This is a genomic window from Nocardioides sp. YIM B13467 (assembly GCF_042788075.1).
GTDB lineage: Bacteria > Actinomycetota > Actinomycetes > Propionibacteriales > Nocardioidaceae > Nocardioides.
Genome location: NZ_JBHZPJ010000046.1, coordinates 4,377,878 through 4,392,009, shown reverse-complemented (window position 1 = coordinate 4,392,009; position 14,132 = coordinate 4,377,878). Strand labels below are relative to the sequence as shown.

The following is a 14,132-nucleotide window of genomic DNA, read 5'->3' as shown; positions in this document are numbered from 1 at the left end:
CTGATCGGAAGCAGACATGAGCACTGACACCGCGAAGACAGCAGACGTACGCCGCCCCGACTGGATCACCGAGGAACTCCTGGCCGGGCTGGTCTCCCGGGTCCCGTCCTCGACGGGTGCGTCGTGGATGCTGACCGAGGTCTACACCGGTGAGGTGCTGGTGGCGCTGCCGCAGTCCTCACCGGCGGACGTGGAGCGGGCCGCCGAAGCCGGACGGGCTGCCCAGCACGCATGGGCAGCGACCCCGCTCCGGGAACGGCTGGCTGTCTTCAAGCGCGCACACGAGCTGATCCTGCGCAACCAGCACAAGATCGCCGACCTCATCCAAGCCGAGTCGGGCAAGGCCCGCCGGATCGCGTTCGAGGAGGTCTGCGACCCGCCGATGGTGATCTCGCACTACCTCAAGCGGGCGCCGAAGCTGCTCAAGGACAAGAAGCGCCCGGGTGTGATGCCGGTGCTGTCCAGCTCGATCGAGCGTCACCCGCCGCGGGGCCTGATCGGGATCATCGCGCCGTGGAACTTCCCGTTCGCGACCGGTCTCTCCGACGCGATCCCGGCGCTCATGGCCGGCAACGCGGTGCTGCTCAAGCCCGACAACAAGACGGCGCTCTCGCCGCTGTTCGGGATCTCGCTGCTCGAGGAGGCGGGCCTGCCGAAGGGCCTGTTCCAGGTGGTCTGCGGGGAGGGCCCGGACGTGGGCCCGACGATGCTGGACAACGTCGACTACGCGATGTTCACCGGCTCGACCGCGACCGGCCGGGTGATCGGCGAGCAGGCGGGGCGCAACCTGATCGGCGCCTGCCTCGAGCTCGGCGGCAAGAACCCGATGATCGTCCTCGACGACGCCGACATCGACGAGACCGTCGGCGGCTCGATGTTCGCGGTCTTCGGCAACACCGGCCAGATCTGCATGCACATCGAGCGGATCTACATCCCCGAGGCGATGTACGACGAGTTCCGCGACAAGTTCGTGGCCGCCGTCGAGAGCATGCGGATCGAGGCGGCGTACGCCTTCGGGCCCGACCTCGGTGCACTCGTCTCCCCCGACCATCTGGCGCGGGTGCAGTCGCACGTCGAGGACGCGGTCGCCAAGGGCGCCACCGTGCTGACCGGCGGCAAGGCGCGTCCCGACATCGGGCCGACCTTCTTCGAGCCGACCATCCTGGAGGGCACCACGAAGGAGATGCTCCACGGGGTGACCGAGACGTTCGGGCCAGTGGTATCGCTGCACCGCTACTCCACCCTCGAGGAGGCGATCGAGCTGGCCAACGACACCGACTACGGGCTCAACGCCTCGGTGTGGACCACGAACTTCAAGCGCGCCCAACAGGTCGCGGCACGGATCGAGTCGGGCAACGTCAACATCAACGACGGCCTCGCCACCGCGTACGCCTCGAAGTCGACGCCGTCCGGCGGCATGAAGCAGTCCGGTGTCGGTGCCCGTCACGGCGACCAGGGACTGCTGAAGTACACCGAGACCCAGAACGTCGCGACCCTGAAGAAGCAGGTCATGGGGCCGCAGGGCAAGCAGACCTTCGACGACTATGCCAAGCAGATGCAGGCGTCGTTGCGGTGGATGCGGAAGCTCCACATCCGTTGACGCCCCTCTCCCGCTATGCCGAGCTGACCCGGGAGAAGCTCGCCGAGGTCGTCCGCGAGCTCCTCCTGATCGGCCAGCTGATCGACCGCTCCGGGATGGCGTGGTGCATCTCCGCCTTCGGGCGCGAGGAGATGCTCCGGATCGCGATCGTCGAGTGGGCCGCCGCCTCGCCGATCTACACCCGGCGGATGCAGACCGCGCTGGGCTACGCGCCGGCCGTGGCCGGGCAGGGTGACGTACCGACGATCTTCAAGGGCCTCCAGCTCGACATCGGCGCGCCGCCGCAGTTCATGGACTTCTGCTACACCGTCCACGACGCCCGCCACGGCGAGTTCCACCTCGACCACTGCGGCGCGCTGATGGACGTCGAGCCGATGGGCGAGGAGTACGTCCGTGGGATGTGCCACGACATCGAGGACCCGACCTTCGACGCCACCGCCATCGCGACCCACCCCCGGGCCCAGGTGCGACCGGTCCACCGGCCGCCGCGGACGCCGGCCGACCGGACGCCGCACTGCCGCTGGACGGTGACCATCGACGACGCCCATCCCGAGGCGGTGGCGATCCCGGAGCTGGCCGTCAACGAGCTCTCCCGGGCAGCGCGGCTCGAGCTCGCGCCGATCGATCCGTCGGAGGACGGTGCGGCCGACTACGCCGGGCCGCTGGTCTCCGACCTCGACCTGGCCGGTTTCTCCCACTCGGCGCTGGTGCGCATCGCCGACGAGGTCTGCCTGCAGATGGCGCTGCTCGACCGTGGCTTCACCCTCGCACTGGAGTCCCGGGTGACCTCGCCCGAGCAGCTGCTCGAGATCCACCGCAAGCAGCTGGTCGGGGTCGCCGGCATCGCCGGCTCACGTCTCGCCAAGGCGCTCTCGCTGCCACCGGACACCAAGGGCGCCCTGCGGCTGCTCGCGCTCCACCCGATGCTCAACCCCGCTGCGTACGTCTCGGTCGAGGTGGATACCGACGTGCTGACCATCCGCCCTTCGCCGGCTGACGAGGACGGTGCCTGGGTCTCGCTGATCGGGCCGGAATGGTTCGTTCCGCTCCGGGTCGCGGTGCAGGCCCTCGACCCTCACCTCGACGTCGAGGTGGAGTCCGTCGGAGACACGGTCGAGAACGGCTGGCGGGTCGAGGTCGTACGCCGCACCGAACCCGCTCCCGAGGCATCCGAGGTCGCGGTGGTGAGGTTCAGCACCGGCGCGGACTTCGCCTTCGAGCCGCGCCGGTCGCTGCCGATCACACCGGTCTGAGGTTCAGCGGCGGCGCAGCGCGAGGACCGGGATGACCCGGTCGGTCTTGGCCTCGTACTCGCCGAACCCGGGGCTCATCGCCTTGAAGCGATCCCAGGCGGCGTCGCGCTCGTCGCCGGTCAGCTCGGTCACCTCGACCTCGACGACCCCTTCGTCCGGGGTCTCGATCTTGGTCTCCGGGTGGGCCAGGAGGTTGTGGTACCACGCCGGGTTCTCGGGCGCGCCTGCCTTGGACGCGGCGATCAGCCAGGTGTCGGAGTCCGGGTGGAGGTTGGCCACCGGCGAGACCCTCTCGGTGCCGGTCTTGGCGCCGGTGTGGTGCACCAGCACGAGCCCGCGCCCGAACGGCACCGAGGTCACGTTGCCGTCGTTCGAGCGGAACTCGTCGATGATCGACTGGTTCCAGTCCTTGTAGTCGCTGCCAGACATGGAGTGCCTTTCCCCCGAGGAATCGGTTTTCACCCACTCTTGCAGACATGCCCAACGGGCACCGGTCAAACGCGAGCGAGGGCCGCGATCCGCACCTGCTCCTCCCGGTCGGTCACCTTCGCCCGCGGCCGGCCCATCTCCTTGCCGGACTCGCACTCGTGGGTGTCGAGCGTGTTCCAGCCGGTCTGGTCGACGACGATCACGCCGCGTTCGGCCAGGAGATCGTCGAGGGACTCTCCGGCGGGGTCGGCGAGCGAGCCGGCGGCGTAGTCGTCCAGGAGGGTGCGTACGGTCTCGGCTGCGCAGGCGCGGTTGGTGCCGATCACGCCGCTGGGACCGCGCTTCGCCCAGCCGGCGGTGTAGGTGCCGTCGACGCCGATCACCCGGCCGGCCTCATGGGGGAAACGACCGCTGCCCTCCTCGGTCGGAACGCCCGCGACCCCGGCGGAGCGGTAGCCCGTGGCGCGGACCACCAGGCCGGCCTCGATCTCCTCGCCGCCGTCGAAGCGCACCCCGGCGACGGTCTCCGTGCCGAGGATCTCGGTGGGCGTGAGGCCGAAGCGGAGGACGAGCCGCTTCGCGGCGTCGGTACGCGGCCGGGTGGCCAGGTCGCGGAGCAGGTCGGCCTTCTGGAGCGCCCCGAAGGTGGCGGCATTGCGTTCGGTCGTGTCCGCCTCGGTCGGCAGTGCGGCCAGGTCCGCCTCGTCGACCACGACCTCGATGCCCCGGGCATCGGCCAGTGCCCGCAGCTCGGGGCTGGTGAAGGCGGCGTGCTCTGCGCCGCGGCGGGCGGTCACGACGACCTCGCGGATGCCGCTGGCCGCCAGGGCGGAGAGCGCGGCCGGAGCCAGGTCGGAAGCCGTCAGGGCCGCCTCGTCGGCCAGCAGCAGCCTGGCCAGGTCGAGGGCGACGTTGCCGTTCCCGATGATGACGGCCCGCTCGTGCGCGAGCGGGAAGGTGAGCTCGGCCCGGTCGGGATGGCCGTTGTACCACCCGACGAGCTCCGCCGCTGAGGTCGAGCCCGGCAGCTCCTCCCCCGGCAGGCCGAGGCTGCGGCCCTCGCCCGCGCCGGTGGTGTAGACGACCGCGTGGTGGGCGCCGAGGAGCTCCTCGTGGGTGACGTCGCGCCCGATCTCGACGTTGTAGCGCGTCCGCACCCGGCGGTGGCGGGCCGTCTTCGCGAACCCGGAGACGATCTCCTTGGTGTCCAGGTGGTCCGGCGCGACGCCGTAGCGGACCAGACCGTAGGGAGTCGCGAGCCGGTCGATGACGGTGATCTCGACGTCGCAGCGGCGGGTGGCGGCGAGCTCCTCGGCGACGTACCAACCGGCCGGGCCGGCCCCGACCACGGCCACCTTGAGCGGGCCCGTGCCGGTGATCTTGGGACCCGGCGACGGCAGCGGCGCGGGCTCGTCCTGCTCGCCGGTGAACTCGAAGAAGGCGGCGTTGATGTCGACGTAGGGAGCGAAGGCGTCCGGGACCTCGTAGTCCGGGAAGATCGCGTTGACCGGGCAGGCGTCCTCGCAGGCTCCGCAGTCGATGCACTCGTCGGGGTGGACGTAGAGCATCTCGGCGGCACCGAAGCCACGCTCGTCGGGCCCGGGGTGGATGCAGTCGACCGGGCAGACCTCCACGCAGGAGGCGTCGTTGCAGCACGACTGGGTGATGACGTACGTCATGAGCGCTGAGCCTTCCGCTGAGCCGTCTTCTGGGCCTTGCCGATCGCCTCCTCGACGACCGTGTTCATCCTGGCACCGTTCGGCCATCCCGCGTAGTGACTCAGGAACACCACGATCTCGCGCAGCTCGTCCTCGGAGAGCTCGCCGTTGGCGTACGCCGCGGGGATCTGGATCCCGAGTACGTCCGCGGCGCCCTGGCCGGCGAGCAGGCCGATCAGCAGGAGGCGGCGGTCGCGGGTGGTCAGGCCCGGGCGCTGCCAGATGTCGCCGAAGAGGTGGTCGGCGGTGTAGCGGAAGAAGTCGCCCTCGCCATCGGCCATGTCGAAGCCGTAGACCTCCTCCATCTTGCGCAGGCCTTTGGCGCGCTGCTCGGGGAGGTCGGCGAACTTGTCGGGGCCCTCACTCATGTGTTCTGTACTCATGTCCATGGTTCCTTGATCAGTGGGACGAGTTCTTGGGGAGGCCGAGCCCCGGTGCCAGGCGCTCGAGCGCGAGCCGGGCGAGCGGAACCTCGACGCCGAGCTCGTCGGCGAGCGCGATCGCGAAGCCGAGGTCCTTCTCCCCCAGCCCGACCACGTGGCCGAAGACGCCGTGCCAGAAGTCCGTCTCCTCGATCGGCGCGGTGGTGTCGCGGTGCATGATCGCGCCCGGGCCACCGGTGATCGCGTCGGTGTGGCGTACGACATCGCCGAGCGCCACCAGGTCGAGCCCGGCCGCCTCGGCGAGGCGCTGGGCCTCGGTGGCGGCGGTGAAGGAGGCGAAGTGGAGCAGGTTGCGGGCCAGCTTGAACCTGGTCCCGGCGCCGACCGGGCCGGCATGGACCACCTTGGAGCCCATCGCGGTCAGGACCGGGCCGGCCGCTGCGTACGCCTCCGGGCTGCCGCCCACGAGGATGGCCAGGGTGCCTTCGGCGGCTCCCATCGGGCCGCCGGAGACGGGGGCGTCGAGCACGTTCACCCCGTGCGGCTCGGCGGTCGCCGCCAGCTCGGCCGGTGTCTCCGGGGCCACCGTGGAGTGCACCAGGACCGTCAGTGGGTCTGGCCCCGGACGGTCACCCACGGACGTGAGCACCTCGGCGAGCACCTGGCGCACCTGGTCGTCGTCGCGCACCATCACGCCGAGTACGTCGACGGCCGAGGCCAGCTCGGCGACCGAGCCTGCCGCCTTCGCACCGGCGGCACCGAGCTCGGCGACGGGCTCCTCGGCGATGTCGTGCACCCACAGCTCGATCCCGTCCGTGCCGGCGAGCTGGAGCGCCATCGGCTTGCCGATGTTGCCGAGCCCGACGAACCCGGCGCGCGTCCTGGGCACCGCGGTCACAGCCGGAACGTCCCGCCGCCGTCGACGGCGATGATCTGGCCGGAGATCCACGAGGAGTCCTCGGAGAGGAGGAACTTCGCGGTTCCGACCATGTCCTCGGTGGTGCCGAGGCGCTTGATCGCCATCTGCTTCGTCATCTCCTTGGCCGCGTCACCGGCCTGGGTGCGGGTCGCCTCGGTGTCGGTCGGCCCCGGCGCGATCGCGTTGACCCGGATGTTCATCCCGCCGAGCTCGTGGGCGAGCTGCTGGGTCAGCCCGTTGATGCCGACCTTGGCCAGCCCGTAGAAGCCGGAGTAGAGGTAGGCGGCGGTCGAGGACTGGTTGACGATCGCCCCACCGCCCCGCTTCTGCATCGCCGGGTAGACGGCGCGCGTCATCACCAGGGCCCCGTTGAGGTTCACGCTCATGAACTTCTCGTAGTAGTCCCAGTCGACGGTGATCAGCAGGTCGAAGGCCATGTCTCCGTAGATCGCGGCGTTGTTGACGAGCCCGTCGATCCCGCCGTACGCCTCGGTCGTCTCGGCCACCAGCGCGGCCGCCGACGCGTGGTCGGAGACGTCGCAGCGTACGAACCTGGCGACGCCGCCGGCCGCCTCGATCTCCTTGGCGACCTGCTGCCCCTTCTCCTCGTTCAGGTCGGCGACGACGACGGCGGCGCCCTCGGCGGCCAGCCCCTTGGCGTACGCCTCGCCGATGCCCTGCGCGGCGCCGGTGACGACGATGACCTTGTCCGTGAACCTCATGGTCTCTCCTGTGCTCATGCGGGCTCCGCGATCAGCTTGGTCTCGAGGTACTCCTCGAAGCCTTCGACGCCCATCTCCCGGCCGAGGCCGGACTGCTTGTAGCCGCCGAAGGGGGCGTCGGGGCCGAACCACTGGCCGCCGTTGACGCCGACGGTGCCGGTGCGGATCCGGGCGGCCACCGACTTCGCACGCTCCAGCGACCCGGACTCCACGGAGCCGGAGAGACCGTAGGGCGAGTCGTTGGCGATGCGTACGGCGTCATCGTCGCCGTCGTGCGGGATCACCGTGAGCACGGGGCCGAAGATCTCCTCGCGGGCGACGCGGGCGGAGTTGTCGAGGCCGGCGACGACGGTGGGCTCGATCCAGAAGCCGCCGGCGAGGTCGCCGTCCTGGACCGCGACGGCTCCGCCCGTGGCGATGCGACCACCCTCCTCCTCGGCGAGCGCGAGGTAGCCGAGGATCCGGTCGCGCTGGACCGCGGAGATCACCGGGCCGCAGATCGTGCCGGCATCGGCCGGGTCGCCCGCCCCGAGGGAGGCCATCGTCGCCGCGGCCGCCTCGACGGCCGCGTCGTAGGACTCACGAGGAACCAGCAGCCGGGTGGTCAGAGCACACCCCTGACCTGCGTGCACGGCCACCGAGAAAGCCGCCATCGAGGCGGCCGAGGCGACGTCGGCGTCATCGAGGACGATCGCCGCGGACTTGCCACCGAGCTCGAGGAAGACCTTCTTCAGGCTGGGTGCAGCGGCTGCCATGATCGCCCGGCCGGTGGCCGTCGACCCCGTGAAGGAGACCAGATCGACTCGCGGGTCCTCGGCCAGCATCGCGGCCACCCGGTTGTCGCGCGGGGTGACGACGTTGAAGACGCCCGGCGGGAGATCGGTGTGCTCGGCCGCCAGCCGGCCCAGCTCCGCGGCCAGCCACGGCGTGTCCGGGGCGGGCTTGAGGATCACGGTGTTGCCCGCTGCCAGCGCCGGGCCGATCTTGGCCAGGTTGATCTGGTTGGGGAAGTTCCATGGCGTGATCGCCGCGACGACACCGACGGCCTCGCGCCGCACCGTACGCCGCGAGGAGATGCCCATCGTGACTCCGACGCCGAGGTCCCGCTCCCACTCGAAGGACTCGGCGAGGTCGATGGTCCACTTCAACGTCTCGACCGGGGTGTCGAACTGCGGTCCGGCGACCAGGAACGCGGGCGCTCCGACCTCGGCGGTGGTCAGCTCTCGCAGGATCTCGGCTTCGTCCACGATCGCCTGGTGCAGCTGGCGCAGGCACCGGACCCGGAACGCCACGTTGGTCGACCAGTCGGTCTCGTCGAACGCCCTGCGCGCGGCGGCGATGGCCGCGTCCATGTCCTGCGCCGTCGAGTCGGGTGCGCGCCCGATCTCGGCTCCGGTGGCCGGGTTGAGGATGGCGTACGTCTCGCCGGAGCTGGCCGCGCCGAGCTTGCCGTCGACGAGCTGCTGGGCGGGCGGATTGGTGGGGATGCGCGTCATCTCGGCAGCTCCTGGGTCACGAAGGTCCCGGCCGCGACGGGCGGCGGCCAGACGGTCGAGGGCAGGTCGGCGAGTCGGTAGTGGCCGGGCTGCTCGATGCCGTTCAGCGACATCCGCTCCAACAGCCCGGCGGTGGCCTTCTTGGCCTTGACGATGTCGAGGAAGGTGGTCGCGGTGGACCCGAGGTCGAACCAGTCCCGCTGCCAGGCGAACTCCAGCCCGTCGCCGTCGGGCCGCGGCGCGAGGCCGAACCAGGAGCCGCCGATGCCGAGGATCTCGTACTCCTCGCCGGTCGCGTCGTCGATGATCCCGGCCCGCTGCCGCCAGAAGCCGATGACCATCGCATTCACGTCGTCGATGACCGTCGCCTGGTAGTCGTAGTGCCAGCCCTCGAGCCCGGCCATCTCGGTGCCGAGCGCCCACTCCCGGATCTGCTCGCGGCCGACGGCCATGAAGTGCTCATCGGGCGTGTACATCCAGCCGTACGTCGCATCCTCGGCGTAGACGTCGGCCAGCGGTGCCCAATCACCCTCAGCCTCTGCTTGACGGTTAAGGCTGAGCCAGTCGGCCCAGAACCCTTCGATCTCGGTGCGGTTCATGTCAGTCCTCCAGGGTGAGGGCGAAAGCAGGGCAGTACTTGACGGCCGCACGCGCGGCGGGCACCTGCTCCACGGACGGTTCGGGGACACGTACGACGACCTGATAGCTCTCCTCGTCGAAGGCGAAGAGCTCGGGTGCCTCCGCGAGACACTCCTGATGTCCCTGGCACAGTCCCAGATCAGCAGCGAGCTTCACGGCGACCGCCTCCGGTAGCGCACGCGGCACGGTTGCTGGAGCTGGATCACCATCTTGGTGAAGTCGTCGGCGTACGACTCCAGCGGCTGCGCCGCCTCGAACGAGTAGTCGCGCAGGATGACCGAGAAGATCGCCTTCATCTGCATCATCGCGAACGCGTTGCCGACGCAGCGGTGCTTGCCGGCGCCGAACGGGATCCAGGTCCAGCGGTTCTGCATGTCCTCCTGGCGCGGGTCGATGTAGCGGCTCGGGTCGAAGGACTCCGCCTTCGGGAAGTCGGCCTCGATCCGGTTGGAGACCCGTGGCGAGGCGGCGAGCAGGGTGCCGGCGGGGATGGTCTCGCCGAGCAGCTCGAAGTCCTCGCGTACCAGCCGCATCAGGATGATCAGGGGTGGGTGCAGCCGCAGCGTCTCCTTCAGCGCCGCCTCGAGCACCGGGATGGACCGCAGCGCCTGGAAGCTCACCTCCACTGCGCCATCTCCATCGGGGTCCGCGTAGAGGTCGTCGAGCTCGCCGACGACGTCCGCCATCACCGACGGGTTCCGCAGCAGCTCGATCATCGCCCAGGACGCGGTGCCGGAGGAGGTGTGATGGCCGGCGAACATCATCGAGATGAAGACCCCGGTGATGGTGTCGGTGTCCATGTCGATCGAGATGAGCACGTCGAGGAGGTCGCGCTCCTCGCGAGCTACGCTGCCCCCATTCTCCTTGGCCCGCGCGACCCGCTTGTCGATGATCGCCTGGACCAGCGCGACGAGCCTCGTACGGGCTTCATCGCGCATCCGGAAGCTCTCGATGTCGGCGTAGGCGTCGACGTACGCGATCGCGTCCGTGCCGTGCTCCAGCTCGTGATAGTGCTGGGCGAAGGACGAGTCGAGCTCCTCGCGGAACGGCTTCCCGACCAGGCACGCCGAGGTGGTGTAGATGGTCAGCTCGGCGAAGAAGTCGAGCAGGTCGATCTCGCCCTCATCGCCCCAGCCGGCGATCATCCGGCGGATCTCGGCCTCGATCGTCTGCGCGTGCCCGCGCATCATGTCGCCGCGCAGGGCCTGGTTCTTCAGCATCTGCTGCCGCTCCTCCGGAGAGGCGTCGAAGACGACGCCCTTGCCGAAGATCGGCGTCATGAACGGGTACGCCGCCGCCTGGTCGAGCACGTCGTCGGGCGCCCGGAAGAACGCCTCGTTGGCCTCGGCCCCGGTGACCAGGACGACGTCCTTGTCAGCGAGGCGGAAGCGCCCGAGGTCGCCGCACTCCTCGCGGACGCGGGAGAACAGCGAGATCGGGTCGACCCGCATCTCGGGCAGATGTCCGGTGCCGCGGATGATCTCGGGGACGCTCGGGTCCTGGTCGTCCAGAACGGTGGAGACGGTGGGGATCGTCATCGTGGCTCCTGCACAGGGGCTTCGGGGTTGACGTCGATGGTGCTGATGTGGACTCCGCGCTTGGCGGTCACGACCGACGTGATCGCGTCGGCCAGCGCCTGGGCCTTGAGGAAGTGTGGGTGGCGCGCGAGACCCCACCTGACCCACTGCTCCAGCACGAAGCCGCCGAGCTCGGCGGGCCACTCGTTGCCGATGTCGGAGTGCGTCGGACCGGGTCGCACGATGGAGGCCCGGACGCCGGTGCCCTCGAGCTCCATCTGGAGCGCGTTGACCATGCCTTCCAGGCCCCATTTGGAGGCTGCGTACGCTCCCATGAACGGCCGCGGCCTGACCGCCACGTCGGAGGAGAGGAAGACCAGGTCGCCGCGCTGCCGCTCGATCATCCCGGGCCCGAAGGCGCGCAGGATCCGGTGGGCGCCGAGCAGGTTGATGTCGACCTGGCCGCCGAAGGTCTCGGTGGAGACGTCGACGGTCGCGCCCGGATGGGTGACGCCGGCGTTGCTGACCACGACCTCGACGTCGCCCAGGTCCGCGACCGCCTTCGCGGCGAACTCGGCGACCGACTCGTCCGAGGTCACGTCGAGCGGGTGCGCGACCGCCTCTCCCCCGTCGGCCCGGATCGCGGCGGCGATCTCCTCGACCCGGTCGAGCCGCCGAGCGCCCAGCGCCACCGGGAGACCAGCCGTGGCCAGCGCCTTCGCGGTCTCCGCGCCGATCCCGGAGGAGGCGCCGGTGATCACCGCCGGACGGCGGTCGGGCTGTGCGTACTTGCTCATCGCACAGCCCTCCGGGCGAACGTGACGGGCAGCTCGGCGAACCCACGCACGCTGGTGGAGTGCACGCGGACAGCGCGGCCGGCGTGGACCTCGAAGCCAGACGTACGCCGCACCAGCTCCGCCAGCACGACCCGGGCCTCGAGCCGGGCGAGGTTGGCGCCGAGACAGAAGTGCCGGCCGACGCCGAAGCTCATGATCCTGCCGAGCTCGTCGGAGGGGCGATGGATGTCGAAGACGTCCGGGGCGGTGAAGACGCGCTCGTCGCGGTTGGCCGAGCCGAGCAGGACGAGCAGCTTCGAACCGGCCGGAACGACCTGGCCGTGGAGCTCGACGTCCTCGGCGACGTAGCGGGCCAGCATCTGGCTGGATGTGTCGTGGCGCAGGGTCTCCTCGATCCATGCGCCCACCGGCGCGGTGTCCTCGGGATCGGCGAAGACCTCGGCGAGCTGAGCGGGGTGGGCGCCGAGGTGGAAGAGCGCGTTGCCGAGCAGCTTGGTGGTGGTCTCGTTGCCTGCCACGACCATCAGGAACAGGAACGCGATCACCTCGTGGTCGAGCAGCCGGTCGCCGTCGACCTCGGTCTCGACGAGTGCCGAGGTGAGGTCCTCGCTGGGCTGCTTGCGCCGCTGCGCGACCATCTCGGCGTAGTAGCCGATCAGCTCGAGCGCGGCCGTCATCCCGGCCTCCGGCACGTCGCGTACGCCGTCCTCACGGTGCACCACCAGGTCGGCCAGGCGGCGCACCTCGTCGCGGTCGGCGACGGGGACGCCCATCATCTCCGAGATGACGTCCATCGGGAGCTTGCCGGCGAGCTCGGCGATCCAGTCCGCCTCTCCGGTCTCGGCGCAGGCCGCGACCAACGCGTCGAGGTAGCGGTCGGCGAGCGCCTGGATCTGCGGGGTGAGCTCGCGTACGCGCCGGGGCGTGAACCCGGCCGAGACCAGCTTCCGCAGCCGGGTCTGCTCCTTGCCGTCCAGGGCCAGGAAGGACATCACCCGATGGGCGTCGGCGTTCCACGCGCTGGCGTCGAGCGAGACCCCCATCCGGTTGGAGAAGGTGATGTCGTTCTTCACCGCGGCGTGCACGTCGGCATGCCGGGAGAGCGCCCAGAAGTCGTCGGACGCGTTGTAGTAGAGCGGCGCCTCGTCCCGCAGCCGGGCATAGACCGGGTAGGGGTCCTCGTGGAAGTCGTAGTCGTAGGGGTCGAAGATCTCGGTCGCTGTGCTGGTCATCTCACTCCTTACCGACGATCACGGTCACGACCGGGGCGAGCCGGTCGGCCATCTCGTCGTAGGTCATCAGGCCCATGCCCGCCTGCAGCAGAGCCCCGGAGAAGGCGAGCAGCAGGGCTTCCCGCACGGCGTCGGCCGCACCGTCCCCGAGCGCGGCCTCGAACCGCGAGGCGAACTCGGCACCGATCCGCAGCCGCAGCCGCTCGACGTCGGGATCGCTGCCCAGCAGCGCCGGCGTGACCGCCGCCGCGAGCGCCGGCTCCTCCGCGATCCGGGTGGTCAGGCCGCGTACGGCCGCCTGCACCCGATCCGCGCCGGATCCGGTCTCCTCGACCGCCGGCGCCTCGGTGAGGTGGCGCCAGAAGAGCTCGACGAAGAGGTGGTTCTTGGAGGCGAGGTAGGTGTAGGCCGTCGCCGAGGAGACCCCGGCGCGCAGCGCCACTCCGCGGACAGTCAGTGCCTCATGCCCGACGGCTCGCAGCTCCTCGGCGCCGGCGGTCATGAGCCGCTCGACCGTACGCGCCTGGCGGCCGTCGAGACCGCGGCGAGTGGTGTCGTGCACCTGACTGGACATGTGTCCAGATTAGAACGTGTTCTAACTGACTGCAAGGAAATTCTGGAACACGTTTCACATTCCTGGCGGGAGGTTGGTGAAGTCCGGAGCCCGCCCCTCGGCGAAGGCCGCCAGGGCCTCGGCGTTCGCCGGGCCGCCCATCAGCTCGGCGAAGAGCGCGTTCTCACGTTCCCGCGCGGCTGCCGCACCCTCGCGCAGCGGTGCGGTCATGGTGGCCTTGACCGCCCGCAGGCTGGAGATCGGCTGCCTGGCCAGCGTGGCCGCCACCCGGTGCGCCTCGGCGGCCAAGGCGTCCGGCTCCGCCAGCCGCCAGACCAGGCCCATCCGAAGCGCGTCCTCGGCGCTGACCCACTCCGAGGAGAGCAGGATCCAGGCCGCCTCCTGCCGCCCGACCAGCCGCGGCAGCAGGTAGGAGGAGGCCGCCTCCGGCGCGACGCCGAGGCTGGTGAACGGAGTCTTGAGACGAGCCTTCGTCGACATCAGCACCAGGTCGGCATAGCCGATGATGGTCAGCCCGATCCCCAGGCCGATCCCGTTGATCGCAAGGACCAGTGGCTTGTCCAGGGCTTCGAGCGCCTTCACGAGCTTGACGAAGCCATAATCCGCCCCGAACAGGTCCGAGGACTCCCCCTGGGCCAGCTCGGCCATCTCCAGCAGGTCCTGACCGGCGGAGAACGCCCGGCCCGCTCCGGTGAGCACCACCACGGCCACCCCCGGGTCCTCGACAGCGGCGTGCAGCGCCTCCGCGACCTCGGAGTAGAGCGCCGAATTGAAGGCGTTGAGCTGGTCGGGACGGTTGAGGGTGAGCGTACGGACGCGGTCGCGGTCCTGGCTCAGCAGCAGGTCGGACATG

Annotated in this window: 15 protein-coding genes; 2 read left to right on the top strand and 13 right to left on the bottom strand. The window is 70.2% G+C overall.

All coding sequences use genetic code 11. The annotated features are described in order from the left end of the window. The first annotated feature begins 16 nt into the window (after positions 1–16). Entirely contained in the window at positions 17–1,600 is a 1,584-nt protein-coding gene (locus ACFX43_RS28275; protein ID WP_378840056.1) for a succinic semialdehyde dehydrogenase, read from the top strand. Beyond that, positions 1,573–2,853, top strand: a complete 1,281-nt coding sequence (locus ACFX43_RS28270; protein ID WP_378840053.1) for a hypothetical protein — start codon at positions 1,573–1,575, stop codon at positions 2,851–2,853. Before ACFX43_RS28275 ends, ACFX43_RS28270 begins: the two co-directional genes overlap by 28 nt. A gap of 3 nt (positions 2,854–2,856) precedes the next feature. Here the strand turns inward: ACFX43_RS28270 and ACFX43_RS28265 are convergent, their stop codons facing one another. The 13 genes from ACFX43_RS28265 to ACFX43_RS28205 all read right to left on the bottom strand — a co-directional run bounded on the left by ACFX43_RS28265 (position 2,857) and on the right by ACFX43_RS28205 (position 14,131). Further along, positions 2,857–3,282, bottom strand: coding sequence for a nitroreductase/quinone reductase family protein (locus tag ACFX43_RS28265; protein WP_378840050.1), 426 nt, complete (start codon positions 3,280–3,282; stop codon positions 2,857–2,859). Between the two features lie 65 nt (positions 3,283–3,347). Continuing rightward, on the bottom strand, positions 3,348–4,961 hold the full coding sequence (locus tag ACFX43_RS28260) for an FAD-dependent oxidoreductase (RefSeq protein WP_378840045.1): 1,614 nt from the start codon (positions 4,959–4,961) through the stop codon (positions 3,348–3,350). Further along, on the bottom strand, positions 4,958–5,383 hold the full coding sequence (locus ACFX43_RS28255; protein WP_378840031.1) for a carboxymuconolactone decarboxylase family protein: 426 nt from the start codon (positions 5,381–5,383) through the stop codon (positions 4,958–4,960). Before ACFX43_RS28255 ends, ACFX43_RS28260 begins: the two co-directional genes overlap by 4 nt. A 16-nt stretch (positions 5,384–5,399) precedes the next feature. After that, the gene (locus ACFX43_RS28250; protein ID WP_378840015.1) at positions 5,400–6,281 is read right to left on the bottom strand and encodes an NAD(P)-dependent oxidoreductase; all 882 of its coding nucleotides are present in this window, start codon (positions 6,279–6,281) and stop codon (positions 5,400–5,402) included. Continuing rightward, on the bottom strand, positions 6,278–7,024 hold the full coding sequence (locus ACFX43_RS28245; RefSeq protein ID WP_378840012.1) for an SDR family oxidoreductase: 747 nt from the start codon (positions 7,022–7,024) through the stop codon (positions 6,278–6,280). Before ACFX43_RS28245 ends, ACFX43_RS28250 begins: the two co-directional genes overlap by 4 nt. Positions 7,025–7,038: 14 nt before the next feature. After that, positions 7,039–8,520: an aldehyde dehydrogenase gene (locus ACFX43_RS28240; protein WP_378840009.1), complete on the bottom strand. Its 1,482-nt coding sequence runs from the start codon at positions 8,518–8,520 to the stop codon at positions 7,039–7,041. Continuing rightward, the gene (locus ACFX43_RS28235) at positions 8,517–9,119 is read right to left on the bottom strand and encodes a hypothetical protein (RefSeq protein WP_378840004.1); all 603 of its coding nucleotides are present in this window, start codon (positions 9,117–9,119) and stop codon (positions 8,517–8,519) included. Before ACFX43_RS28235 ends, ACFX43_RS28240 begins: the two co-directional genes overlap by 4 nt. A 1-nt stretch (position 9,120) precedes the next feature. After that, the gene (locus ACFX43_RS28230) at positions 9,121–9,315 is read right to left on the bottom strand and encodes a ferredoxin (RefSeq protein ID WP_378840001.1); all 195 of its coding nucleotides are present in this window, start codon (positions 9,313–9,315) and stop codon (positions 9,121–9,123) included. Continuing rightward, on the bottom strand, positions 9,312–10,697 hold the full coding sequence (locus tag ACFX43_RS28225) for a cytochrome P450 (protein ID WP_378839998.1): 1,386 nt from the start codon (positions 10,695–10,697) through the stop codon (positions 9,312–9,314). Before ACFX43_RS28225 ends, ACFX43_RS28230 begins: the two co-directional genes overlap by 4 nt. Continuing rightward, a complete protein-coding gene (locus tag ACFX43_RS28220; RefSeq protein ID WP_378839995.1) occupies positions 10,694–11,473 on the bottom strand; it encodes an SDR family oxidoreductase in 780 nt (259 codons plus the stop codon). Before ACFX43_RS28220 ends, ACFX43_RS28225 begins: the two co-directional genes overlap by 4 nt. Continuing rightward, positions 11,470–12,705, bottom strand: coding sequence for a cytochrome P450 (locus ACFX43_RS28215; protein ID WP_378839992.1), 1,236 nt, complete (start codon positions 12,703–12,705; stop codon positions 11,470–11,472). The genes ACFX43_RS28220 and ACFX43_RS28215 overlap by 4 nt, the downstream gene beginning before the upstream one ends. Position 12,706: 1 nt before the next feature. Next, on the bottom strand, positions 12,707–13,279 hold the full coding sequence (locus tag ACFX43_RS28210; RefSeq protein ID WP_378839987.1) for a TetR/AcrR family transcriptional regulator: 573 nt from the start codon (positions 13,277–13,279) through the stop codon (positions 12,707–12,709). A gap of 54 nt (positions 13,280–13,333) precedes the next feature. After that, entirely contained in the window at positions 13,334–14,131 is a 798-nt protein-coding gene (locus ACFX43_RS28205) for an enoyl-CoA hydratase/isomerase family protein (protein WP_378839983.1), read from the bottom strand. Between the last annotated feature and the right edge of the window lies 1 nt (position 14,132).

Coding starts and splice junctions, on each gene's coding strand:
- ACFX43_RS28275 (WP_378840056.1), top strand. CDS start 17: ATGAGCACTGACACCGCGAAGACAGCAGACGTACGCCGCCCCGACTGG.
- ACFX43_RS28265 (WP_378840050.1), bottom strand. CDS start 3,282: ATGTCTGGCAGCGACTACAAGGACTGGAACCAGTCGATCATCGACGAG.
- ACFX43_RS28260 (WP_378840045.1), bottom strand. CDS start 4,961: ATGACGTACGTCATCACCCAGTCGTGCTGCAACGACGCCTCCTGCGTG.
- ACFX43_RS28255 (WP_378840031.1), bottom strand. CDS start 5,383: ATGAGTACAGAACACATGAGTGAGGGCCCCGACAAGTTCGCCGACCTC.
- ACFX43_RS28245 (WP_378840012.1), bottom strand. CDS start 7,024: ATGAGGTTCACGGACAAGGTCATCGTCGTCACCGGCGCCGCGCAGGGC.
- ACFX43_RS28240 (WP_378840009.1), bottom strand. CDS start 8,520: ATGACGCGCATCCCCACCAATCCGCCCGCCCAGCAGCTCGTCGACGGC.
- ACFX43_RS28235 (WP_378840004.1), bottom strand. CDS start 9,119: ATGAACCGCACCGAGATCGAAGGGTTCTGGGCCGACTGGCTCAGCCTT.
- ACFX43_RS28225 (WP_378839998.1), bottom strand. CDS start 10,697: ATGACGATCCCCACCGTCTCCACCGTTCTGGACGACCAGGACCCGAGC.
- ACFX43_RS28220 (WP_378839995.1), bottom strand. CDS start 11,473: ATGAGCAAGTACGCACAGCCCGACCGCCGTCCGGCGGTGATCACCGGC.
- ACFX43_RS28215 (WP_378839992.1), bottom strand. CDS start 12,705: ATGACCAGCACAGCGACCGAGATCTTCGACCCCTACGACTACGACTTC.
- ACFX43_RS28210 (WP_378839987.1), bottom strand. CDS start 13,279: ATGTCCAGTCAGGTGCACGACACCACTCGCCGCGGTCTCGACGGCCGC.
- ACFX43_RS28205 (WP_378839983.1), bottom strand. CDS start 14,131: ATGTCCGACCTGCTGCTGAGCCAGGACCGCGACCGCGTCCGTACGCTC.